This is a genomic window from Rhodopseudomonas rhenobacensis (assembly GCF_014203125.1).
Classification (GTDB): domain Bacteria; phylum Pseudomonadota; class Alphaproteobacteria; order Rhizobiales; family Xanthobacteraceae; genus Rhodopseudomonas_A; species Rhodopseudomonas_A rhenobacensis.
In genome coordinates this window covers 102,227-122,695 of record NZ_JACHIH010000011.1, presented here as the reverse complement: position 1 = coordinate 122,695, position 20,469 = coordinate 102,227, and the positions used below count along the sequence as shown (strand labels likewise).

Genomic DNA, 20,469 nt, shown 5'->3' with positions numbered 1-20,469 from the left:
GACGAGACGGCGCGACACATCGCAACGCCCCCTCACCCGACCGGCTTCGCTTGCGCTCCGCCGGTCGACCTCTCCCCGCAAGCGGGGAGAGGTGACGCCGAACGCGCCGCGCGTGCCATCACCATCTCAACGGATATCGCACTCTCGGGTGTCGAAGTGAGCGCGGCCGGCAGACGTAGCGCGTTGCCGGGGTTCGGCCTCACCATGGGGCTGACGCTGACCTGGCTGTCGTTGCTGATCCTGATTCCGCTGGCCGGACTGTTCGTCAAGACCGCCGAACTCAGCCTGTCGCAATTCATCGACACCGTCACCAGCAATCGCACGCTGCACGCGCTGCAGATTTCGTTCGGGCTGGCGTTCGCCGCGGCCCTGGTCAATCTGGTGGCCGGGCTGCTGATCGTCTGGGCGCTGGTGCGCTATCGGTTTCCGGGGCGGCGGATCTTCGACGCCATCGTCGACATTCCGTTCGCGCTGCCGACCGCGGTGGCCGGCATCGCGCTGACCACGCTGTTCGCCCAGCAGGGCTGGCTCGGCGCGCCATTAGCGGCGCTCGGCATCAAGGTGGCGTTCACGCCGCTCGGCATCTTCGTGGCGATGATCTTCATCGGCATTCCCTTCGTGGTGCGCACCGTGCAGCCGGTGCTGATCGATCTCGACGTCGAATTGGAGGAGGCCGCGGCCTGCCTCGGCGCCTCGCGCTGGCAGATCATCACCAGGGTGATCATCCCGTCGCTGACGCCGGCGATCCTCACCGGCTTTGCGCTGGCGTTCGCGCGCGCGGTCGGCGAATACGGCTCGGTGATCTTCATCGCCGGCAACCTGCCCAACGTCTCGGAGATCGCGCCGTTGCTGATCGTGATCCGATTGTCCGAGTTCCGCTATGCCGACGCCACGGCGATCGCGGTGGTGATGCTGGTGGCGTCGTTCCTGATCATCTTCCTGCTGAACCGGCTGCAACGCTGGGCGCAGATCCGCGCGCTGTCGGTGGGATGAGGCCATGACCATCGCAACCACCACCACACCCTTGCCGGTCGCCGCCAAACCCGTTCCGTTGGCGAAGCGCGACTCTCGTACCGAGCCGCGGCTGGTGCGCGGGCTGATCATCGGCTTTGCGCTGACCTTCCTCACCGTGTTCGTGGTGCTGCCGCTGGTCCTGGTGTTCGCGCAGGCGTTCTCCAAGGGCGTCAGGTTCTACCTCACGTCGCTCGCCGATCCCGAGGCGCTGGCGGCGATCTGGCTGACGCTGGTCACCGCGGTGATTTCGGTCGGCCTCAATTTGATCTTCGGCGTCGCCGCGGCCTGGGCGATCGCCAAGTTCGAGTTCCGCGGCAAGACCTTCCTGGTGACGTTGATCGATCTGCCGTTTTCGGTCTCGCCGGTGATCTCCGGCCTGGTGTTCGTGCTGCTGTTCGGCGCGCAGGGCTTTGTGGGGCCGTGGCTGATGGCGCACGGCATCCACATCCTGTTCGCGGTGCCGGCGATCGTGCTGGCCACCACCTTCGTCACCTTCCCCTTCGTCGCGCGAGAATTGATCCCGCTGATGCAGGAGCAGGGCTCGCAGGAAGAGGAGGCGGCGATCTCGCTCGGCGCCCGCGGCTGGCAGACCTTCGTCAAGGTGACGCTGCCCAATATCAAATGGGGCCTGCTGTACGGCGTGCTGCTGTGCAACGCCCGCGCGATGGGCGAATTCGGCGCGGTCTCGGTGGTCTCCGGGCATATCCGCGGCGAGACCAACACCATGCCGCTGTTGGTGGAAATTCTGTACAATGAGTATCAGCTGGTGGCGTCGTTCGCGATCGCCTCGCTGCTGGCGCTGTTGGCGCTGGTGACGCTGATCGCCAAGACCATTCTGGAAAGCCAGATCGAGGAAGGACGGCCGCACAGTGACGATTGAGGTTCGCAATATCATCAAGCGCTTCGGCGGCTTCACCGCGCTGGACAATGTCGACCTCCGCGTCGAGACCGGCGAGTTGCTGGCGCTGCTCGGCCCGTCGGGCTCCGGCAAGACCACGCTCTTGCGGATCATCGCGGGCCTGGATTGGCCCGACGCCGGCTCGGTGTCGTTCGACGGCGAGGACGCGCTGGCGCGCGGCGCCGGCGAGCGCCATGTCGGCTTCGTGTTCCAGCACTACGCGCTGTTCCGCCATATGAGCGTGTTCGAGAACGTTGCCTTCGGGCTGCGGGTGCAGCCGCGCGCCATCCGCAAATCCGAGGCGCAGATCAAGGCGCGGGTGAAGGATCTGTTGGACCTGGTGCAGCTCGATTGGCTGGCCGACCGCTATCCGAGCCAGCTCTCCGGCGGCCAGCGCCAGCGCATCGCGCTGGCGAGGGCGCTTGCGATCGAGCCGCGCATCCTGCTGCTCGACGAGCCGTTCGGCGCGCTCGACGCCAAGGTGCGCAAGGAGCTGCGCAAATGGCTGCGCACGCTGCACGAGGAAATCCACGTCACCTCGATCTTCGTCACCCACGACCAGGAAGAGGCGCTGGAAGTCGCCAACCGCGTGGTGGTGATGGACAAGGGCAAGATCGAGCAGATCGGCAGCCCCGGCGACGTCTATGAGGAGCCGGCGACCGCCTTCGTGCACGGCTTCATCGGCGAATCCATCGTGCTGCCGGTCGAGATCCGCGACGGCCGGGTCCGGCTCGGCGACCGCGAGCTCAATCTCGACTCCCGCGACGCTCGCCCCGGGCCGTCGAAACTGTTCATCCGCCGCCATGATCTGGCGGTCGGGCCCTCCGGCGCCGGCGCGCTGGAAGGTGCCGTGAAGCACGTCCGCGCCTTCGGCCCGACGCAGCGCGCCGACATCCTGCTCAGCGCGGTGGGCGAGGGCACGCTGATCGAGATCGACGCGCCGCGCGACCGCGACCTGAAGCCCGGCGACATCGTCAGCCTGCAGCCGCGGCGCTACCGGATTTTCGCCGAAGGCGCCTGAGATTCACCTTTCAGCCATGGTTGCCGTGCAACAACCACCCCCTGTCCGGGGGATTTGATTCAATGTTGCGCTTTGTGTTGGCCGGTCTCGGCCTGTTGCTGCTGGCCGGATGCGCCGGCGAGGTCGCGCCGACCGTCGAAGAGCCGGCGATGTATCTCAGCATGGCCAATGGCGGCGCCAAGCTCGATCCGCAGGCCGCCGCCTCGATGATCTCGCTGTACCGGCACAACAACGGGCTCGGCCCGGTGGTGGTCGATCCGGCGCTGGTGGCGCTGGCCGAAGACCAGTCGATGACCATGGCCAAGCGCAACAAGCTCGACCACAACGTCAAGGCGCCGCTGCAGCAGCGGCTCAATGCCGGCGGCTACCCGGCGACCTTGGCGGTGGAGAACGTCTCCGCCGGATACCACACGCTGGCAGAGGCCTTTTCCGGCTGGCGGGATTCGCCGCCGCACAAGGCCAACATGCTGAAATCCGGTGTCACAAAACTCGGCATCGCGGCGAGCTATGCGCCGAACACCAAATACAAGGTGTTCTGGACGCTGATCCTGGCCTCGACCGAGGCGCGCTGAGCGCGGCGAACCATTCAACGCGACACGATTGACGCCGCAGCCGGCGCGCGCCAATTTGCGCCATCTTCCCACCATCCGATGGGGCGCCGATGGATACAGCTGCCGCCAAGCCGGCTTCGACCCCCGCCGAAGGTCGCCGCGTGCTGGTGCTGCAAGGCGGCGGCGCGCTCGGCTCCTACCAGGCCGGCGCCTATCAGGCGCTGTGCGAGCACGATTTCGAACCGCAATGGCTGGCCGGCATTTCGATCGGCGCCATCAACGCCGCGATCATCGCCGGCAATCCGCGCGAACAGCGGGTGGCGAAGCTGAAGGAATTCTGGGAACTGGCGTCGTCGCCGGTGCCCTGGCAGCCGCTGCTGCACGACGACCGGGTGCATTCGTTGTTCAACGAGGCCAGCGCCGCCTTGACCGCGGCGTTCGGCGTGCCCGGCTTCTTTACGCCGCGGTTCCCGCCGCCGCTGTTGTTTCCGCCGTTGGAGACCACCTCGCTCAGCTATTACGACACCACGCCGCTGCGCGCGACGCTGCAGCGGCTGGTGGATTTCGACCGCATCAACGACAACGCCGCGACCACGCGGCTCAGCGTCGGCGCGGTCAACATCGTCAGCGGCAATTTCTGCTACTTCGACAACACAAGGCAAAAGATCGGGCCTGAGCACATCATGGCCTCGGCGGCGCTGCCGCCGGGCTTCCCGGCGATCGAGATCGAGGGCGAATTCTATTGGGACGGCGGCATCGCCTCCAACACGCCGCTGGACTATGTGCTGGAGCAGGAGACCGTCGACGACCTGTTGATCTTCCAGGTCGACCTGTTCAGCGCCCGCGGCGAACTGCCGGAGACGCTGCTGGAGGCCGCCGAGCGCGAAAAGGACATCCGGTTTTCCAGCCGCACCCGGCTCAACACCGACAAGAACAAACAGATCCACAACACCCGCAAGGCGCTGCGCGATCTGATCGACAAATTGCCCGACGAGCTGCGCAACGATCCGGCCTATGCGATCCTGCACGAGGCGGCGGAGGAAAACACCGTCAGCGTGGTGCATCTGATCTATCGCAAGCGGAATTACGAGGCGTCCTCCAAGGACTATGATTTCTCCCGACTCAACATGATCGAGCACTGGAAATCCGGCGAGCAGGACGTGCACCTGTCGATGCGGCACCCGGACTGGCTGCAGCAGCCGCAGGACGGCGAGACCATGGTGACCTTCGATCTCACCAAAGAGGCGTTCAAATAGCGGCGCGCGATTGCCGCGTGGCGCGCGGCGCGTGCTAGAGAAGCCGGCGCATCCGTGCCGCATCCAATCACAACACAAGGAGACCAGCGAATGGGGACGTTGACAGGCAAGACCGCCGTGGTGACCGGATCGACCAGCGGCATCGGGCTCGCCTATGCGCGCGCCTTCGCCAGCGCCGGCGCCAATGTGGTGATCAACGGCATGGGCGAGCCCGCCGACATCGAGCGCGAGCGCGCCAAGATCGAGAGCGACTTCTCGGTCAAGGCGGTGCATTCGCCGGCCGACATGCTGAAGCCCGCCGAGATCGCCGAGATGATCGCGTTCGGCGAAAAGACCTTCGGCTCGGTCGACGTGCTGGTGAACAATGCCGGCATCCAGTTCGTGGCGCCGATCGAGGATTTCCCGATCGAGAAATGGGACGCCATCATCGCCATTAATCTCTCGTCGGCGTTTCACGGCATCCGCGCGGTGATCCCCGGCATGAAGAAGCGCGGCTGGGGCCGCATCATCAACACCGCCTCGGCGCATTCGCTGGTGGCCTCGCCGTTCAAGTCGGCTTACGTCGCCGCCAAGCACGGCATCGCCGGGCTCACCAAGACCGCGGCTTTGGAGCTCGCGACCTTCAAGATCACGGTGAACTGCATCTCGCCGGGCTATGTCTGGACGCCCTTGGTGGAGAAGCAGATCCCCGACACCATGAAGGCGCGCGGCCTGACCAAGGAGCAGGTGATCAACGACGTGCTGCTGCAGGCGCAGCCCACCAAGCAATTCGTCACCGCCGAACAGGTCGCCGCGCTGGCGCTGTATCTGTGCGGCGATGACGCGAGCCAAATCACCGGCGCCAACCTGTCGATGGACGGCGGCTGGACCGCGGCGTAGCGGCGAGGGGGGGCGCCGCAGTTGGCGCGGCGTAGCGGGCGGGGCGCTGCAGCTTGATCATTCCCGTGTCCCGGACGCGAACGCAGCTGGTCGGGGGTCGTGTCCCGGACGCGATGCAGCGTTCTTCACGCTGCGTCGCGAGCCGGGACCGTTCCAAGCGCTGTGTTTCGTAACGGCCCCGGCTCACGTCGCAACGCTGACGCGTTGCGCCGCGTCCGGGGCACGGCGCTGCAATTTCGATCCCTGCAACGCGCGCTCCAGCGCCATGCGGATGTAGCGCTGATAGGGAATCCCGGCCTGCTTGGCGCGCTGCTGTACGGCTTCGAGAAGTTGCGCAGGCAGCCGAAGATTGACCGACTTGTCCTTCGGCTTTAGCTCAAACCGCATCGGCACCATGCCGGAGAGATCGTATTGCGTGAGGTCGGCCTCGGCGACGAACGCCTCGGCGGCGGCGTCACTTCTCAGCTTTGGCAGCTTCTTTTTCATAATGCGATCTCCTTGCGGACTAATCGGCCTCGAAGGGACGCCTCGAAGTATGTCGGATGTGCAAAATGTCGACCGTATCATCACGGGTGCGATAGAAGATTTTGTACGGATAGCGGACCACCGCGGCCACCCGGATCCGGGAGCGTTGCGAGATGCGAGGGGCTGCGGCCGGCGTTTGCACGATCCGCTCAATGGTGCGGGTCAATTGCAGGCCGATGGATCCGGCAACTGCCGGGCTCGCGCGTTCGCGGTAGTAGGCGGCGATGTTGTCCAAATCAGCCAGTGCGCGCCGCGAATAGACCAGCTTCATGGTCGGAATTTTGCGAACACCGCCTCGATTTCCGCGCCGGTCGCGGCTTCGCCAGCGTCGATCGAAGCCGCCGCCGCGTCAATCACCCGCAACTCGTCAGTCGTCGCGACATAGTGATCACGCTTGAGTTCGTTTTCGATCTGGTTGGCGACCGCGACCAATTCCTCCTGAGCCGCCTCCGGCCAGGTCTGAACGCGCTGCAGCAGAAGTTCGAGGTCGGCTTTGCTCATCCGACCATTATATCATCGGGAGGGATGTCGAACCAGTCTTCGCCCGTCCTACCCCCTCTTGCCGAACGCCAGCACGTGCAGGCCGAGCCGTTGGCGGGTGATCCAGAACAGCAGCGCGGTCTCGAAGGTCAGCGCCAGCGAGGTGGCGGCGGCGGCGCCGTGGCCGCCGAACCGCGGCACCAGCGCGATGCACAGCACGAGATTCATCGCGAACGCCAGCGCATAGGCCAGCGCGCAGAGATTCTGCTGGCCGAGCATGTTGAGCAGCCGCTCCACCGGGCCGATCGCGGCGCGCACCACGAGGCCGATCGCGGCGATGAACATGATGTCGTAGCCGGCGACGAATTGCGGCCCGAACAGCCACAACAGCGGCTTGCCCATCGCCAGCAGCACGACGGTCGCGGCCAGCGACGGCCAGAACGTCCATTTGATGGCGTGGCTGACATAGGCGGCGAGCCGGGCCTTGTCGCCGCTGGTGTGATATTCGCTGAACCGATGCGCGGTGACCGCCGACATCGCGTAGTGGATGAACGACACCAGCGCCAGCGTCTTGATCACCGCGAAATACACGCCGACCTCTTCGGCCGAGCGATAATGCTGCAGCACCAGCACGTCGATATAGGACAGCAGCAGGTAGAAGCCCTCGACCATCATGATCGGCAGCGAGGTCTTCAGCCAGGCGCGAAATTCATAGGCCTTGGGGCCGGGCTCGACCACGGCTTTGAGCCGGCGGTTCAGCGCGATCAGCTGGCCGGCCATCGCGATCCACACCGCGGCGCAACTCGCCACCATCGCAGCGACCGCGCCGAGCTGAAAGCCGAGCACCACGGCGCCAGCGGTGAAGCCGATGATCAGCGATTGCCGGATGATGAATTGCGGCATCAGCGCCAGCCGCATCCAGTCGTGCGAGCGGGCGATGCCGTCCTGGGTGTTGGCGACCACGAAGGCCGGCAACGTCAGGCAGCCGATGTACAGGGGGACCATGGTCGGCGGATCGATCCACGGCGACAGCAGGCGCACCAGCCCGGCGAGCGCCAGCGCCATCGCGGCGGAGGCGGCCAGCGTCGCCCAGCGGCTGCCGGAGAGGAAGCCGCGTAGCAGCGCGTCGGCGCCGGCGGCGCGATATTCCGGAATGATCTTCTGCGCCGCGACCGCGATGCCGCAATCCAGCAGGCTGCCGAGTAGTAGCACCCAGGTCCAGACATAGACGTAGATGCCGTAGTCCGAGCCGCCCATCCAGCGCGCCAGCAGGACTTGCGACAGATACGCCAGCGCGGCGCTGATGACGCGGATGATGAAGATGGTGCCGGCCAGCCGGTTGGTCAGCGAGGCGTCGTCGCCGCCGCCGAACATCGCCCGCAACCGCGCCTTGAGGCCGGCGAGCGGGGAGGCTGAACGAGCTTCCATGAGAGCCAAAGCGCAAAACCCTCAGGTGGCCGGGGCCGTTGGCCGAAACCGCGAGGTTCGGTTTTAGCAAGCAGACGTTAAAAGAGGGTTGGACGGGTCTGCGGGCGCGGAGCCGGGTTGACTCCGGAACAAAACGGGAACAATATCTCGGCCTGACGATGGACCGACCGATGCCTGATTCTGCTGCGAACGAAGCGATCTCCGACCGGCTCGACGACGCGGCGGACGCCGCGATCGCCGCCTGTGGCGGGGATCTGCGCTCGACCATCCGGGCGCTGATCCTGGCCAACGAGTATCTCGAATTCGAGCTCGGGCAGTGCAACGCCGCGGTGTCGCGCGGCTTCGCCCGCGGCCGGCACGGCGGCGCGGTCGGAGCGCCGGGCGAGTCGACGTGAGGGTCCGGCGCGGGCCGCAACACGGCGCGTGAAGGCGACAAGTGAAGGAGCTCGACAATGGCGGATGTGACGTACTACGTGGCGCTGCCGTTCGCGCTGGATGACGACGGGCCGGTGGCGCGCGAGGGCACCGAATGCACCAGCGCCCACGCGGCGATCATGCGCGCCGAGGTGCTGTCGCGCGCCGAGGGCCATATCGGCGCGGTGGCGTTCAGCCGCAGCGGCGATCCGATGCTGGGTGAATTCTCCGACGCGGTGCTGCTGCGGGCGTTCGGCGATGTGCCGAGCGACCTCAGCGGGCTGTAGGCGACCGGCACGGCGGTCTTCGGCGCGGCTTCGTAGTCTTCGTAGCCTGGATGAGCGAAGCGAAATCCAGCAGCAAGCCGGGAGCTTTTCCCGGTGGTTCGCCGCGCTTGGCCGTCGCAATTTCTGACGCAGATCCCAAAGGCCTTGCGAGCGCGAGCGAGCCATCGTGGCGACGCGCGAGACGCCGACCCTTCGACTCGCCGCGCCGCAAATCTAAACCAAACCTTAACGTCGCGCCGCATGTCGCGTCCCGCTTTCCGCATGGAACGCGGATTGCGGCGGGCGCGTTGGCAGCCCTCGCAGCAGGCCGCCTGCGGGCCCGCGCTGATCTTACCAACAATTCATCAAGATGAATCGGTTGGTCAGGCGTCGTTCAGCCACGGCGGCTTAGGCTTGCGAACGGTTTGGAATCGAAGGAGGAAAATTCGATGAAACTGAAACTCGCGCTCGCCGCCCTCGCCACCATCGGCGGCCTCGCATTGTCCTCGGGCGCGGCCTCGGCGATGCCGAACGGACTGCCGAATGCCGCCAATGCACTGAGCGGCCCGGCCGCCCAAGTCGACCAGGTGCGCTACGTCTGCAATGCCTGGGGGCGCTGCTGGTGGCGGCCGAACTACTACAGCGCTTACGGTTATGGCCCGCGCTTCGGTGGTCCGCGGTTCTACGGGCCGCGCATGCATCGGCCGTGGGGCTATCGCCACGGCTGGCGCCGCTGGTGAGCAACTGATCGTTCGAACGATCGCGGGGCCTGCGGGCCCCGCGCTGCTGTCAGGCCGGTTGGATCTCGCAGACATCGACCCATTCGGCGGCGGTCAGTTGCGCCATCCGCTGCGGCGCGATCCGCACCGCGCTGTGGGTCGAGCCGGCCGCCGGCACCACGATATCGAACGCTTTGAGCGAGACGTCGCAATACACCGGCAGCGGCGATGTCAGGCCGAACGGGCAGACCCCGCCGACCTCGTGGCCGGTGATCGCCGCCACTTCGTCGGCGCCGAGCATCTTCACCTTGCCGCCGAACACAGCCTTGGCCTTCTTGTTGTCGAGCCGCGCGGTGCCGCTCGTCACCAGCAGAAACACCCGCTCGCCGACCCGCAGCGACAGCGTCTTGGCGATCTCCGCCGGCGCCACGCCATGGGCCTCGGCGGCGAGCGCCACCGTCGCCGAACTGGTGGCGGATTCCAGCACGACGATGTCGGGGGCCTGGGCAGCGAAGTAGGCGCGAACGGACTCGAGGCTCATAGTTCCAGTTTCAACACTCTGCAGACGTGACCAAGGGAGAGCGCGCGGACAAAGCCGCCGCCGAACAGCGCGCGACCGCACGCGCGATCGTGCCTACGCCGCCGCCGCGGTCTGGCTCTGGATGTCCTGCGCGGTGCGGCGCAGCGCGGTGAGGAAGCGCTGCTTGGCGCCGTCCTCGTCGATCGCGCCGGAGATGGTGTTGATGCTCACCGCCGCCACCACGGTGCCGCGATGATCGCGCACCGGCACCGCGATGCCGCAGATCGCCGGATCGAGCTCGCCGTCGATCCAGGCGTAGCCTTGCTCGCGGGTGCGCTGCAGTTGCGCCTGCAAGGTCGCCGGGTCGTCGATGGTGCGCGGCGTCAGTTTCTGCAGCGGCGCTTTCGCCAGATAGGCCTGCAATTTGTCGGGCGGCAGCGCCGCAAGCAGCACCCGGCCGAGCGACACCACATGCGCCGGCAGCCGGCTGCCGATGCCGAGATTGGCCGACAGGATGCGCCGCGCCGGCAGCCGCAGCGCATAGACGATCTCGTCCTCGTCGAGCACCGCCAGCGCGCAGGATTCGCCGATCTCGTTGCGCAGATCTTCCAGCGCGCTCTGCGCGTAGCCCCAATACGGCAGCGCGTTGAGATAGGACAGCCCGAGCCCCAGCGCGCGCGGCCGCAGGCTGAAGTAACGGCCGTCGACCTCGCAGTAATTCAGCGCCACCAGCGTCGCCAGCATGCGCCGCGCGGTGGCGCGGTTCAGCCCCGACGCGACTGCGGCTTCGGACAGCGTGTGGCGGCCGGGCGGCCGTCCCAACGCTTCCACCACCGAGAATCCCCGCGCGATGGCGCGGACGAATCCGTCGCTTTCCTTGGCCATACTCAAGTCCCCTCGGTAAGAACGCTTGTCAGCAGGAAGTTATAATCGCAGTATTTACATAAATCGACGAAAAAGTTCGCGTGGCGATCAGACGAGGAGGCGCATGTTGCAGCAGGCTTTCGAAACGGATTTTTGGAAAGACGCAAATTTACGGAAAGTCTGGGACGATATTATGCCCGGGGTTGCGCGCAAGACGCTGCCCTACGTGCTCACCCGGCAGGCCATCGAGCTGTATTGCCGCTCGGTCGGCGAAACCAATCCCTTGTACTTCAACGAAGACTACGCGCTCGCCTCGCGCTACGGCGGACTGATCGCGCCGCCGTCGATCCACATCCTGCTGATGTTCGCCTGCACCCCGGCCGACGACTGGATGCGCACGCCCGGCACCGTCAATGCCGGGCAGTCCTGGAGCTACAACATCCCGGCGCGGCCGGGTGATACCATCACGCTGCAGGCCCGCGCGCTCGACAAATTCATCCGCCGCGAGCGGCTGTTCGTGGTGCACGACAACGTGTTCTTCAACCAGCACGGCGAGGTGATCTGTTCCGGCCGCGGCCACACCATCCGGCCGAAATAGGAGTGCGCCGATGACCACCAGCTTCGACATGCTTGCCGCCGGCGACGAAATCGACGGCCCGGAATTCGCGGTCAGCCGGGAATCGATCCGGCTGTTTTGCGACGGCTCGCTCGACTACAACCCGCTGCATCTCGACGACGACTACATGAAGGGCAATTTCGGCAAGACCAATTTCGGCGGCATCATCATGCACGGCATGAACAATTTCGGGCTGATCAGCCGCATGCTGACGGATTGGGCGGATCCCGCCGGCGCGGTGCATCGGCGGCTGGAAACCCGCTGGCTGAAGCCGGTGCGGCCCGGCGATACCATTCGCCCGCAGGGCATCATCACGTCAAAACAGACGACGGAACGCTCGCGCTGGGTTATCATCGAGGTGCTGGTCCGCAATCAGCACGGCGAAAATATCGCCAGCGGCGAGGCGATGGTGGAATTCCCGCACGAGGCGCAGCCTCGCTAAGCGGGCGCGTTCGGAGGGTGGGAATGAAGAAGCTGGTGTGGCTGCTGTTGGCGTTGGTGTTGGCGGGGTTCGGCGGATCGACCGCCGGCGCCGCGGAGCCGTTTGCCGTAAAGTCGATCAAGATCGTGGTGCCGTTCCCGGCCGGCGGCGCCACCGACATCCTCGCCCGCTTCGTCGCCAAATATCTCGGCGACGAACTCGGCGTCACCACGGTGGTGGAGAATCGCGCCGGCGCCTCCGGCACCATCGGCTCGGACGCGGTGGCGAAGTCGGAGCCGGACGGCAGCGTGCTGTTGTTGACCGCGACCCACCACGTCATCAATCCCAGCCTGTACCGCAAGCTGCCTTACGACACCCAGAAGGACTTTTCGCCGATCGCGATGGTGGCCTCGGTCCCGAACGCGCTGATCGTCACCAAGGATTTTCCGGCGCAGAACGTCCAGGAGCTGATCGCGATGGCGAAGAAGGAGCCGGGCAAGTACTCGTTCGGCTCCACCGGGATCGGCGGCGCCAACCATCTCTCCGGCGAAATGTTCAAGCAGATGGCCGGCGTCGACATCGTGCACATCCCCTACAAGGGCGCGGCGCCGGCGATGAACGATCTGATCGGTGGTCACATCCCGATCATGTTCGACGCGCTGACCACGGTGATCCCGGCGTCGCAGGGCGGCGTGATCCGGGTGCTGGCGGTGACCACGCTGACGCGCGCGCCGGCGTTGCCCGAGGTGCCGACGCTGGACGAGTCCGGGCTGAAGGGCTTCGAGTCGATCGGCTGGTTCGGGCTGTACATGCCGCAGGCGCACGACAATCCGGCCTATCAGCGGCTGGTGGCGGCGATGACCAAGATCCTGGCGGCGTCCGACACAAGGCAGAAATTCGCGACGTTGTCGGCCGAGCCGGGCACGCTGACCGGCGCTGCGTTTGCAAGCTTCGTCGACAGCGAAATCAAGAAGTGGAACGGCGTGGTCCGAGCCGCCAACGTGCCGCCGGAGTGAGATAAGTGAGATGCGTTTCGCCGGAGTGAGTTTCGCCTTGCTGGCGTGAGGCTGGGTTTGCTGGAGCGCAGGGGCCGATCTCGCCGCGCGACGCCGCCTTCGCTTGGCGTGGTCAGCGCCTGATTTCAGGAACCCGGCCGCAAGCGGGTGTCGGTGATGAGGCGCTTCGCCCACCACGTCGTGGCCGGGGTTGTCCCGGCCATCCACGCCCACAAGCGACGCCTTGCCCGTTTCCGTGGATGGCCGGGACAAGCCCGGCCATGACGCGGAGAGGTCGTCGATCTCGAAACCACGCTTGCGCAGCCGCAGGGGAAAACGTCGGTTGCGGCGCGTAATTGTGCCGTTCGGATTGACAGTCCGGCGTCGGATGGCTTAGAAACCGGCTGTCTCGGGCGGCACCCCGCCATCGGGATTAAGCCCGTTTTCGCTGCTTTCGGCCTGTCGCACACGGCCTTTCAAACGCTCAGGATTGTCTCATGAAGGTCCGTAACTCGCTGAAGTCGCTGCGCTCCCGCCATCGTGACAACCGCCTGGTGCGCCGCAAGGGCCGCATCTATGTGATCAACAAGGTGCAGCGCCGCTTCAAGGCCCGCCAGGGTTGATCGCCGACGCTTCGCGTCAGCCTCGATTGCTCTTATCCCGACCGATTCGACCGATCACGGCGGTTTGACGCCGCGCGCGCTTGCTTGCCTGGCGCACGCCGCTAGACTTTGCCGATGGCATCGAGACATTCGGCCGCATTCCTGATCCGCCCCGTCCTGCTGGTTGCGGCATTGCTCGCCGCGACGTGGGCGTTGTCGCCTGATCGCGCCCAGGCGCAGCGTCATCCGTCCTCGCCAGAGCTGAAGAAACTGCCCGAGCCGCCGGCCAAGCTGCCCAAGGTCGGCGCCGACCGCGGCCGCGGGCTGGATTTCCTGTTCGGCGCGCTGAAGGCCGCCCCGGACGACGCCAGCGCCAAGCACGTCGAGGCGCGAATCTGGGCGCTGTGGGCGCAGACCTCCAGCGACACCACCGCGCTGCTGATGACCCGCTCCAAGGCCGCGCTCGACGCCGGCAACACCGCGGTGGCGCTGAAGCTGCTCGATTCGGTGGTGAAGCTGCGCCCGGACTATCTCGAGGGCTGGAACCGGCGCGCCACGGTGTATTACCTGCAGAACGATTACGACCGCTCGCTGCACGACATCGAGCAGGTGTTGGTGCGCGAGCCGCGGCATTTCGGGGCGCTGGCCGGGCTCGGCATGATCATGCAGGAGCTCGGCGACGACAAGCGCGCGCTCGACGCCTACCGCAAGGCGCTGGCGGTCAATCCGCACCTCGACAAGGTGCCGGATCTGGTCAAGACCCTGACCGAAAAGGTCGAGGGCCGGGATATCTAGCGCGTCCGCGATTGCTCATTTGCGAACTTGCAAGAGAACGCACGCGAACGAGGTCGCGTGTCCCGGACGCTACGCAGCGCCCTTGCGCTGCGCAGCGAGCCGGGACCGTTCCAAGCGCCGCGTTCCGTAACGGCCCCGGCTCTGCAGCGCACCACGCCGCAAACGCGGCGCAGTGCGCTGCGTCCGGGGCACGTTTTCATGATTTATTCTCCCACCCGGTCCACCAAAGCCGTGACGAACCGCAATCCGGAATGACGAGCCGTTTTGTGTCGAACGCAACAGATCGAAACCTTTGCTGCGCTGCGACGTATTCTCTGGGTGCTGCAATCCTCCCGGACATTGCCGATGATCATCATGCTGACGCTGGCGACGCTGGCGGTTCTCGCGCTGGCCACCCTGGTCGGCACCGCGTGGCTGGAGCGGCGCTATGCGCCGGACGGCGAGATCATCGCGGTCGACGGCGGCGCGCTGCATGTCGTCGACCTCGGGCCGCGCGACGCCGCGGGGCCGGCGATCGTGCTGATCCACGGCGCCAGCGCCAATCTGCGTTCGATGCGGCCGCTCGGCGATCAATTGGCGGCGACCCATCGGGTGATTCTGATCGACCGCCCCGGCCATGGCTTCAGCCCGCGCGTCGAGGACGGCACTTCCTCGCCGACCGCCCAGGCGGCGATGATCGACCAGGCGCTGGGAAAGCTCGGCGTCGACCGCGCCATCATCGTGGTGCATTCGCTGGCCGGCGCGCTCGGCGCGCTGATGCCGCTGAACCATCCCAAGCGGGTCGCCGGGCTGGTGATGCTGGCGCCGGTGACGCATCCATGGGTCGGCGGGGTTGGCAGCTACAACAAGATCATCGCCACGCCGCTGATCGGCCCGCTATTGGCGCATACCATCACGCTGCCGATCGGGCTCGCTCTGGTGACGCCCGGCGCCCGCACCGCGTTCGCGCCGCAGCCGATGCCGGAAAATTTCGTCGAGGCCAGCGCCACGCCGCTGTTGCTGCGGCCGCAGGAGTTCCGCGCCAATGCCATCGATCTGGTCGGCTTGAAGGAGGCGGTGCGCGCGCAGGTGTCGCGCTATCCGCAGATCGCGGTGCCGACCGTGGCGCTGCATGGCGACGCCGACACCATCGCGTCGCTGGAGATCCATTCCCGGCCGTTCGTCGCGGCGGTGCCGCACGCAAAACTCATCGTGCTGCCAAATGTCGGGCATATGGTGCAGTATGCCGCGCCCGGCCTGGTGGTCCGCGAGATCGACGCGATGATCGCCGCGGCGCGGCCGAAAGCGGCGGTTCTGCAATAGTCCCCGGCGCCGAACGCGGCGCCGCATCAACTACCAACTCACTCATCAGGAGAGCGACATGAGCACCACCTACGGATCGGCGAAATGGCAGGGCGGCATCAAGGACGGCAAGGGCGCGATCTCGACCAAGAGCGGCGCGCTGAGTGATTACCCGTACGGCTTCGCCAGCCGCTTCGAAGGCAAGCCCGGCTCCAATCCGGAAGAACTGATCGGCGCCGCGCACGCCGCCTGCTTCACCATGGCGCTGTCGCTGATTCTCGGCGAAGCCAAGCTGACCGCCGAGCAGATGGAGACCAAGGCCGACGTCACGCTGGAGAAGGACGGCGACGGCTTTTCGATCACCGCGGTGCATCTGACGCTGATCGCGAAAATCCCCGGCGCCGACGACGCCACCTTCCAGGATCTCGCCGGCAAGGCCAAGGCCGGCTGCCCGGTGTCGAAGCTGCTCAACACCAAGATCACGCTGGACGCCAAGCTGGGCTGACTCCGCTAACTGATTCCGCGACCAGGGCGGACTTCGAGCATTTTCGGTTGGGATCGAAGCATCCAACCCACATGCAGTCGTCATTCCGGATTGCGAGTTCGAAGAACGAGCAAGTCCGGAATCCATAACCGCTGCGGTGGTTATGGATTCCGGGCTCACTCGCAGCGAAGCTGCTCGTGCCCCGGAATGACGGCCTTGGGATCTTGACGCGCATCAATCCAACTCGAGAAGTCGTTTAGTCCGCCTTGGTTTCGACGGGCAACCGTTCGATCAACGACTCGACCAGTTTGCGGTCGGCCGGCGTTGCCGGATTGTAGACGATCAGGCTGAGGTCGGGCCGACCATCGACCGCGAAGCCGGAAAACTCCAGGCGGATCGGCCCGACGTCCGGATGCAGCAATTGCTTCACGCCGCCGGCGTGGCTCTGCACGTCGCTCTCGCGCCACATCGCGGCGAATTCCGGGCTCGCCTGGCTGAGTTCCTCGACCAAGGCGGCGACCTCGGTGTCGGCGCCGGCGCGCGCCGCGTCGATCCGGAAGCTCGCGACCACGAAGCGCGCCACGGTGTCCCAGTCCAATTGCCGGTCGCGGACGCCGGGATCGCAGAAGATCATTCGCAAGATGTTGCGCCGGTCGGGCGGCAGCTTGCCGTAGTCGGTGAGCACCGCCGCGGCGGCGCGATTCCAGGCCACGACGTCCCAGGTCGGCGTTCTGACGATCGCCGGGCTGAACGTGAGTGTGTCGAGCAGCCGCTGCAGTCGCGGCGTGATCGCGTCAACGCCGCGATAACGCACCTCGGGCGGGCGGCCCAAGCCGATCAGAAACAGGTGCTCGCGCTCCACCGCGGTCAAGGTCAGCGCACGGGCGATGCGGTCGAGCACATCGGCGGAGGGATTGCCGCCGCGGCCTTGCTCCAGCCAAGTGTACCAGGTGGCGCTGATATTGGCGCGCTGCGCCACTTCCTCGCGGCGCAACCCTTGAGTCCGCCGCCGGCCGCCGGCAAAGCCCAGCGCCGCCGGATCGAGCTTGGTGCGGCGGTTCTTCAGATAGCTCCCCAGCGGATTGGCTTCGGGCATCGCCGTGTATCCTGTTAGTCATTATACCGGGATAACGTCACTACTTTAATACGATATCGCAGCTGCTACAAATTCTCACCAAACAAAAGTGGGAGATCAACATGCGCGTATTCGTAACAGGGGCGACCGGATGGGTCGGCTCGGCGGTCGTCGACGAATTGATCGGTCACGGCCATCAGGTGACCGGCCTCAGCCGCTCCAAGGACAAGGCGGCGGCGCTTGCCGCCACCGGCGCCGAGGTGCTGCACGGCACGCTCGACGATCTCGACGTGCTGCGCGACGCCGCCTCCGCTGCCGACGCGGTGATCCACACCGCGTTCAACCACGACTTCAGCAAGTTCGCCGAGAACGCCGCGCAGGATGCCCGCGCCATCGAGGCGCTGGGCGGGGCGCTGTCGGGATCGAGCCGGCCGCTGATCGTGACCTCCGGCGTCGCATTGCTGGCACCGGGCCGGCTCGCGACCGAGGCGGACGTGCCGGAGCGCGGGCCGAACTACCCGCGCCAGTCCGAAGCGACCGCCCGCGCACTGGCCGAGCGCGGGGTGCGGGCGGCCACCGTCCGGCTGGCGCCGTCGGTGCATGGCGAGGGCGACCACGGCTTCATTCCGATCCTGATCGGCATCGCACGCGACAAGGGCGTGTCGGCTTACGTCGGCGAGGGGCTCAACCGCTGGCCCGGCGTGCACCGGCTCGACGCCGCGCGGCTGTATCGGCTGGCGCTGGAGCAGGGCGCCACCGAGGCGGCCTATCACGCGATCGCCGATGAAGGCATCGCGTTCAAGGAGATCGCCGCGGTGATCGGGCGAAGGCTCGGCGTGCCGGTGGAATCCCGCGGGCCGGAGCATTTCGGCTGGTTCGCAGACTTCGCGGCCGCCGACATGCCGGCGTCGAGCGCGCACACCAAGGCGGTGCTGGGCTGGACGCCGAGTGGGCCGGACCTGCTCGCCGACATCGATCAGCCCGGCTACTACGCGGCGCGCTGAGCCTTAGCGCTACGCATCCCCGGGCCCGACATAGGCGATCCGCACCATGTTGGTGGCGCCGGGGGTGCCGAGCGGCACGCCGGCCACGATGATGACGCGCTGGCCGGCTTTGGCGAAGCCGTCGCGGAACGAGATCGAGCCGGCGCGGTCGACCATGTCGTCCTGGTCGTGGGCGTCCTCCGCCACCACGCAATGCACGCCCCACACCACCGACAGCTTGCGGCCGGTGCCGATGTTCGGCGTGATCGCCACCACCGGCGGCTTCGGCCGCTCGCGCGCCACCCGCAGCGCGGTCGAGCCCGAACTGGTCCAGCAGATGATCGCCGACAGATCCAGCGTCTCGGCGATCTGCCGCGCCGCACCCGCGATGGCGTCGCCGGCGGTTTCTTCCGGATCCGGACGCTGCGCGGTGACCACGCCGCGATAGATCGGGTCGCGCTCCACCTCTTCGCCGATCCGGTTCATGGTCGAGACCGCTTCCACCGGAAATTTGCCGGCGGCGGATTCCGCCGACAGCATGATGGCGTCGGCGCCTTCATAGACCGCGGTGGCGACGTCGGAGACTTCGGCGCGGGTCGGCACTGGGCTGGTGATCATCGATTCCAGCATCTGCGTGGCGACCACCACCGGCTTGCCGGCGCGCCGCGCCATCCGGGTCATTTGTTTCTGCAGGCTCGGCACCCGCTCCAGCGGCAGTTCGACGCCGAGATCGCCGCGCGCCACCATCAGCGCGTCGGCGACTTCGAGAATCTCCGGCAGCCGGTCGATCGCCTGCGGCTTTTCGATCTTCGCCATCACGGCGGCGCGGCCGCGGATCATCCGCTTGGCTTCGCTGACGTCCTCGGCGCGCTGCACGAACGACAGCGCGACCCAGTCGATGCCGGTTTCCAGCGCGGCTTCGAGATCGGCGCGGTCCTTCGGCGTCATCGCCGACACCGGCAGGTCGGTGTCGGGCAGGCTGACGCCCTTGCGGTCGCTCATCTTGCCGCCGATCACCACGCGGGTCACCGCGCGCTCAGGCGAGGCTTCCTCGCAGATCAGCCGCACCTTGCCGTCGTCGAGCAGCAGCGCGTCGCCGACCTTCAGCGCCGAAAGAATCTCCGGATGCGGCAGCTGCACCCGGGTGGCGTCGCCGGGCTCCTTGCTTGAGTCGAGCACGAAGGTGGCGCCATTGTTGAGCTGGATGGCGCCGCCGCCGAACATGCCGACCCGCAATTTCGGCCCCTGCAGATCGACCAGGATGCCGATCGGCCGGCCGTAGCTACTCTCGACGCTGCGGATCGCCTTCACCAATTCGCGCATCTTGTCGTGCGAGGTGTGGCTCATGTTGATGCGGAACACGTCGGCGCCGGCTTCGAACAATTTGCGGATCATCGCAACGTCGGAGGACGCCGGACCCAGCGTGGCGAGAATCTTGATTCGTCGAAGGCGTCTCATGGCTTGCTTCCCGGGACAGCATCTGGAGACAGACCAGACGCGCCCGGAGGCGTTCCACCCTGTGAGTTCGGCATTCCCGGGAGCGTCCCTGGACCGGGAGCGCCGGGCATGCCCGGCAGCCGTTGTGTATTCTGTTCGCTGCTTTCGGTGAGCTGCACCGTCCAGGCGCGCTGTTCGCCGGTGTCGACTTCGAAGAAGCCGGTGCGGTCGAAGCCGCGCGCCAGGCAGTTGTCGGTGCCCTTGATGGTGAATTCCTTGTCGCGCGAGCACATGAAAGCCTGTCCCGACCATTCGCCGCCGCGGTCGTAGTCGAGCGCGTAGATGTAATAGAACCGCGCCACCAGCGTGCCGCGCAACAGCGTCTCGCAACTGCGCGACGCCACGTTCCACCAGCCTTCGGTGGTCCAGCCGTCGGCGTCCTTATAGCCCAGCGCGATGCCGACGCGGCTCGAGGTGTTGTTGCAGAGGCGGAAATCCGCCGCCGCGGAGTTGATGGAGAGACCCAACATGGCGAGCGCCAGCGCCGGCATCAGGGCGATGCCGAGGCGGGACTGCGAAAACGAGTGGCGGTGAGAATCTTCTGCGGTCATACGGTCAAGCTATATCAAACCCTCAAGGATTTCGCTTGGCCCGTCGGCTGCTGTCAAGGTCACGGCATCCGGTCGGGCCGCGTCGAAATCGGCCGCGGCAGCTTTAACCCCGCGATATGGCAAAATCTGTGACAACGCCGGCAATGACGTCAATGCCCGGCGGCGGCGTCGGAGCAAACCATGCCGGCGGCGGCCGCGCAACCCGGCCGGAACCCGTGGGCTGCGGCGCGGTGATTCTGCAATCGCGCGGCGCCGCCGGCCGGCAAGCGCTGTGGATCGCTGTGGATGCGTGCGATCACTGTTGACCACCGCGGCCGCACTTTTGAGTGTCGCT

General features: G+C 66.4%; 26 protein-coding genes. 17 read left to right on the top strand and 9 right to left on the bottom strand.

Features of this window, described 5'->3' with window-relative positions:
- Positions 1-156: 156 nt before the first annotated feature.
- The 6 genes from cysT (at position 157) to HNR60_RS11085 (ending at position 5,619) form a co-directional block, all read left to right on the top strand.
- Positions 157-993 (top strand): sulfate ABC transporter permease subunit CysT, encoded by an 837-nt coding sequence (gene cysT, locus HNR60_RS11110; protein WP_184257365.1) that lies wholly within the window; start codon positions 157-159, stop codon positions 991-993.
- Between the two features lie 4 nt (positions 994-997).
- Positions 998-1,894, top strand: a complete 897-nt coding sequence (gene cysW / locus HNR60_RS11105; protein WP_184257363.1) for a sulfate ABC transporter permease subunit CysW — start codon at positions 998-1,000, stop codon at positions 1,892-1,894.
- Positions 1,884-2,933: a TOBE-like domain-containing protein gene (locus HNR60_RS11100; RefSeq protein WP_184257361.1), complete on the top strand. Its 1,050-nt coding sequence runs from the start codon at positions 1,884-1,886 to the stop codon at positions 2,931-2,933. Before cysW ends, HNR60_RS11100 begins: the two co-directional genes overlap by 11 nt.
- Positions 2,934-2,995: 62 nt before the next feature.
- Positions 2,996-3,505, top strand: coding sequence for a CAP domain-containing protein (locus HNR60_RS11095; RefSeq protein WP_184257359.1), 510 nt, complete (start codon positions 2,996-2,998; stop codon positions 3,503-3,505).
- 89 nt (positions 3,506-3,594) lie between these two features.
- Positions 3,595-4,740 (top strand): DUF3734 domain-containing protein, encoded by a 1,146-nt coding sequence (locus HNR60_RS11090; protein WP_184257357.1) that lies wholly within the window; start codon positions 3,595-3,597, stop codon positions 4,738-4,740.
- Positions 4,741-4,830: 90 nt separating this feature from the next.
- Positions 4,831-5,619: a 3-hydroxybutyrate dehydrogenase gene (locus HNR60_RS11085; RefSeq protein WP_184257355.1), complete on the top strand. Its 789-nt coding sequence runs from the start codon at positions 4,831-4,833 to the stop codon at positions 5,617-5,619.
- Positions 5,620-5,802: 183 nt separating this feature from the next.
- Here HNR60_RS11085 and HNR60_RS11080 read toward each other — a convergent pair whose 3' ends face one another.
- Genes HNR60_RS11080 through HNR60_RS11065 form a run of 4 tightly spaced genes read right to left on the bottom strand, consistent with a single transcriptional unit; the run spans position 5,803 to position 8,061 of the window.
- Complete coding sequence (locus HNR60_RS11080; RefSeq protein ID WP_184257353.1) at positions 5,803-6,105, bottom strand: BrnA antitoxin family protein; 303 nt, start codon at positions 6,103-6,105, stop codon at positions 5,803-5,805.
- 19 nt (positions 6,106-6,124) lie between these two features.
- On the bottom strand, positions 6,125-6,415 hold the full coding sequence (locus HNR60_RS11075) for a type II toxin-antitoxin system RelE/ParE family toxin (RefSeq protein ID WP_184257351.1): 291 nt from the start codon (positions 6,413-6,415) through the stop codon (positions 6,125-6,127).
- Positions 6,412-6,645 carry a hypothetical protein gene (locus HNR60_RS11070; protein WP_184257349.1) on the bottom strand — a complete coding sequence of 78 codons (234 nt, stop codon included), beginning with the start codon at positions 6,643-6,645 and terminating at the stop codon, positions 6,412-6,414. The genes HNR60_RS11075 and HNR60_RS11070 overlap by 4 nt, the downstream gene beginning before the upstream one ends.
- Before the next feature lie 48 nt (positions 6,646-6,693).
- The gene (locus HNR60_RS11065; protein ID WP_184257346.1) at positions 6,694-8,061 is read right to left on the bottom strand and encodes a lipopolysaccharide biosynthesis protein; all 1,368 of its coding nucleotides are present in this window, start codon (positions 8,059-8,061) and stop codon (positions 6,694-6,696) included.
- Positions 8,062-8,222: 161 nt separating this feature from the next.
- On the opposite strand from HNR60_RS11065, the gene HNR60_RS11060 reads away from it, so the two are divergent.
- The 3 genes from HNR60_RS11060 to HNR60_RS11050 all read left to right on the top strand — a co-directional run bounded on the left by HNR60_RS11060 (position 8,223) and on the right by HNR60_RS11050 (position 9,472).
- Positions 8,223-8,447: a hypothetical protein gene (locus HNR60_RS11060; RefSeq protein WP_246432904.1), complete on the top strand. Its 225-nt coding sequence runs from the start codon at positions 8,223-8,225 to the stop codon at positions 8,445-8,447.
- Positions 8,448-8,504: 57 nt separating this feature from the next.
- Positions 8,505-8,753 (top strand): hypothetical protein, encoded by a 249-nt coding sequence (locus tag HNR60_RS11055; protein ID WP_184257344.1) that lies wholly within the window; start codon positions 8,505-8,507, stop codon positions 8,751-8,753.
- A 428-nt stretch (positions 8,754-9,181) separates the two neighbouring features.
- On the top strand, positions 9,182-9,472 hold the full coding sequence (locus HNR60_RS11050) for a hypothetical protein (RefSeq protein WP_184257342.1): 291 nt from the start codon (positions 9,182-9,184) through the stop codon (positions 9,470-9,472).
- Between the two features lie 49 nt (positions 9,473-9,521).
- Here HNR60_RS11050 and HNR60_RS11045 read toward each other — a convergent pair whose 3' ends face one another.
- A complete protein-coding gene (locus tag HNR60_RS11045; protein ID WP_184257339.1) occupies positions 9,522-9,992 on the bottom strand; it encodes a YbaK/EbsC family protein in 471 nt (156 codons plus the stop codon).
- Positions 9,993-10,085: 93 nt separating this feature from the next.
- On the bottom strand, positions 10,086-10,856 hold the full coding sequence (locus HNR60_RS11040; RefSeq protein WP_184257337.1) for an IclR family transcriptional regulator domain-containing protein: 771 nt from the start codon (positions 10,854-10,856) through the stop codon (positions 10,086-10,088).
- 103 nt (positions 10,857-10,959) lie between these two features.
- Here HNR60_RS11040 and HNR60_RS11035 point away from each other — a divergent pair, with 103 nt between their 5' ends.
- The 7 genes from HNR60_RS11035 (at position 10,960) to HNR60_RS11005 (ending at position 16,050) form a co-directional block, all read left to right on the top strand.
- Entirely contained in the window at positions 10,960-11,433 is a 474-nt protein-coding gene (locus HNR60_RS11035) for an FAS1-like dehydratase domain-containing protein (protein ID WP_184257335.1), read from the top strand.
- Between the two features lie 10 nt (positions 11,434-11,443).
- The gene (locus HNR60_RS11030) at positions 11,444-11,893 is read left to right on the top strand and encodes a MaoC family dehydratase (protein WP_184257332.1); all 450 of its coding nucleotides are present in this window, start codon (positions 11,444-11,446) and stop codon (positions 11,891-11,893) included.
- 23 nt (positions 11,894-11,916) lie between these two features.
- On the top strand, positions 11,917-12,888 hold the full coding sequence (locus HNR60_RS11025; RefSeq protein ID WP_184257330.1) for a tripartite tricarboxylate transporter substrate binding protein: 972 nt from the start codon (positions 11,917-11,919) through the stop codon (positions 12,886-12,888).
- A gap of 476 nt (positions 12,889-13,364) precedes the next feature.
- Positions 13,365-13,490: a type B 50S ribosomal protein L36 gene (ykgO, locus tag HNR60_RS11020; protein WP_011501819.1), complete on the top strand. Its 126-nt coding sequence runs from the start codon at positions 13,365-13,367 to the stop codon at positions 13,488-13,490.
- A 114-nt stretch (positions 13,491-13,604) separates the two neighbouring features.
- Positions 13,605-14,264 carry a tetratricopeptide repeat protein gene (locus HNR60_RS11015; RefSeq protein ID WP_184257328.1) on the top strand — a complete coding sequence of 220 codons (660 nt, stop codon included), beginning with the start codon at positions 13,605-13,607 and terminating at the stop codon, positions 14,262-14,264.
- A gap of 345 nt (positions 14,265-14,609) precedes the next feature.
- Complete coding sequence (locus HNR60_RS11010; RefSeq protein WP_184257326.1) at positions 14,610-15,566, top strand: alpha/beta fold hydrolase; 957 nt, start codon at positions 14,610-14,612, stop codon at positions 15,564-15,566.
- Positions 15,567-15,624: 58 nt separating this feature from the next.
- Positions 15,625-16,050: an OsmC family protein gene (locus HNR60_RS11005; protein ID WP_184257324.1), complete on the top strand. Its 426-nt coding sequence runs from the start codon at positions 15,625-15,627 to the stop codon at positions 16,048-16,050.
- 235 nt (positions 16,051-16,285) lie between these two features.
- On the opposite strand, the gene HNR60_RS11000 is transcribed toward HNR60_RS11005, so the two are convergent.
- Entirely contained in the window at positions 16,286-17,125 is an 840-nt protein-coding gene (locus HNR60_RS11000) for a helix-turn-helix transcriptional regulator (protein WP_184257322.1), read from the bottom strand.
- A 101-nt stretch (positions 17,126-17,226) separates the two neighbouring features.
- On the opposite strand from HNR60_RS11000, the gene HNR60_RS10995 reads away from it, so the two are divergent.
- A complete protein-coding gene (locus HNR60_RS10995) occupies positions 17,227-18,108 on the top strand; it encodes an SDR family oxidoreductase (protein WP_184257320.1) in 882 nt (293 codons plus the stop codon).
- Between the two features lie 9 nt (positions 18,109-18,117).
- Here the strand turns inward: HNR60_RS10995 and pyk are convergent, their stop codons facing one another.
- Positions 18,118-19,545, bottom strand: coding sequence for a pyruvate kinase (gene pyk, locus HNR60_RS10990; protein WP_184257318.1), 1,428 nt, complete (start codon positions 19,543-19,545; stop codon positions 18,118-18,120).
- Positions 19,542-20,135, bottom strand: coding sequence for a DUF1036 domain-containing protein (locus HNR60_RS10985; protein ID WP_184257317.1), 594 nt, complete (start codon positions 20,133-20,135; stop codon positions 19,542-19,544). The genes pyk and HNR60_RS10985 overlap by 4 nt, the downstream gene beginning before the upstream one ends.
- Positions 20,136-20,469: the final 334 nt, after the last annotated feature.

What these genes read in the sequence shown, in the direction of transcription:
- cysW (WP_184257363.1), top strand. Translation starts at nt 998, where the DNA reads ATGACCATCGCAACCACCACCACACCCTTGCCGGTCGCCGCCAAACCC.
- HNR60_RS11095 (WP_184257359.1), top strand. Translation starts at nt 2,996, where the DNA reads ATGTTGCGCTTTGTGTTGGCCGGTCTCGGCCTGTTGCTGCTGGCCGGA.
- HNR60_RS11090 (WP_184257357.1), top strand. Translation starts at nt 3,595, where the DNA reads ATGGATACAGCTGCCGCCAAGCCGGCTTCGACCCCCGCCGAAGGTCGC.
- HNR60_RS11085 (WP_184257355.1), top strand. Translation starts at nt 4,831, where the DNA reads ATGGGGACGTTGACAGGCAAGACCGCCGTGGTGACCGGATCGACCAGC.
- HNR60_RS11080 (WP_184257353.1), bottom strand. Translation starts at nt 6,105, where the DNA reads ATGAAAAAGAAGCTGCCAAAGCTGAGAAGTGACGCCGCCGCCGAGGCG.
- HNR60_RS11075 (WP_184257351.1), bottom strand. Translation starts at nt 6,415, where the DNA reads ATGAAGCTGGTCTATTCGCGGCGCGCACTGGCTGATTTGGACAACATC.
- HNR60_RS11070 (WP_184257349.1), bottom strand. Translation starts at nt 6,645, where the DNA reads ATGAGCAAAGCCGACCTCGAACTTCTGCTGCAGCGCGTTCAGACCTGG.
- HNR60_RS11060 (WP_246432904.1), top strand. Translation starts at nt 8,223, where the DNA reads ATGCCTGATTCTGCTGCGAACGAAGCGATCTCCGACCGGCTCGACGAC.
- HNR60_RS11055 (WP_184257344.1), top strand. Translation starts at nt 8,505, where the DNA reads ATGGCGGATGTGACGTACTACGTGGCGCTGCCGTTCGCGCTGGATGAC.
- HNR60_RS11050 (WP_184257342.1), top strand. Translation starts at nt 9,182, where the DNA reads ATGAAACTGAAACTCGCGCTCGCCGCCCTCGCCACCATCGGCGGCCTC.
- HNR60_RS11045 (WP_184257339.1), bottom strand. Translation starts at nt 9,992, where the DNA reads ATGAGCCTCGAGTCCGTTCGCGCCTACTTCGCTGCCCAGGCCCCCGAC.
- HNR60_RS11040 (WP_184257337.1), bottom strand. Translation starts at nt 10,856, where the DNA reads ATGGCCAAGGAAAGCGACGGATTCGTCCGCGCCATCGCGCGGGGATTC.
- HNR60_RS11035 (WP_184257335.1), top strand. Translation starts at nt 10,960, where the DNA reads ATGTTGCAGCAGGCTTTCGAAACGGATTTTTGGAAAGACGCAAATTTA.
- HNR60_RS11030 (WP_184257332.1), top strand. Translation starts at nt 11,444, where the DNA reads ATGACCACCAGCTTCGACATGCTTGCCGCCGGCGACGAAATCGACGGC.
- HNR60_RS11025 (WP_184257330.1), top strand. Translation starts at nt 11,917, where the DNA reads ATGAAGAAGCTGGTGTGGCTGCTGTTGGCGTTGGTGTTGGCGGGGTTC.
- ykgO (WP_011501819.1), top strand. Translation starts at nt 13,365, where the DNA reads ATGAAGGTCCGTAACTCGCTGAAGTCGCTGCGCTCCCGCCATCGTGAC.
- HNR60_RS11015 (WP_184257328.1), top strand. Translation starts at nt 13,605, where the DNA reads ATGGCATCGAGACATTCGGCCGCATTCCTGATCCGCCCCGTCCTGCTG.
- HNR60_RS11010 (WP_184257326.1), top strand. Translation starts at nt 14,610, where the DNA reads ATGATCATCATGCTGACGCTGGCGACGCTGGCGGTTCTCGCGCTGGCC.
- HNR60_RS11005 (WP_184257324.1), top strand. Translation starts at nt 15,625, where the DNA reads ATGAGCACCACCTACGGATCGGCGAAATGGCAGGGCGGCATCAAGGAC.
- HNR60_RS11000 (WP_184257322.1), bottom strand. Translation starts at nt 17,125, where the DNA reads ATGCCCGAAGCCAATCCGCTGGGGAGCTATCTGAAGAACCGCCGCACC.
- HNR60_RS10995 (WP_184257320.1), top strand. Translation starts at nt 17,227, where the DNA reads ATGCGCGTATTCGTAACAGGGGCGACCGGATGGGTCGGCTCGGCGGTC.
- pyk (WP_184257318.1), bottom strand. Translation starts at nt 19,545, where the DNA reads ATGAGACGCCTTCGACGAATCAAGATTCTCGCCACGCTGGGTCCGGCG.
- HNR60_RS10985 (WP_184257317.1), bottom strand. Translation starts at nt 20,135, where the DNA reads ATGACCGCAGAAGATTCTCACCGCCACTCGTTTTCGCAGTCCCGCCTC.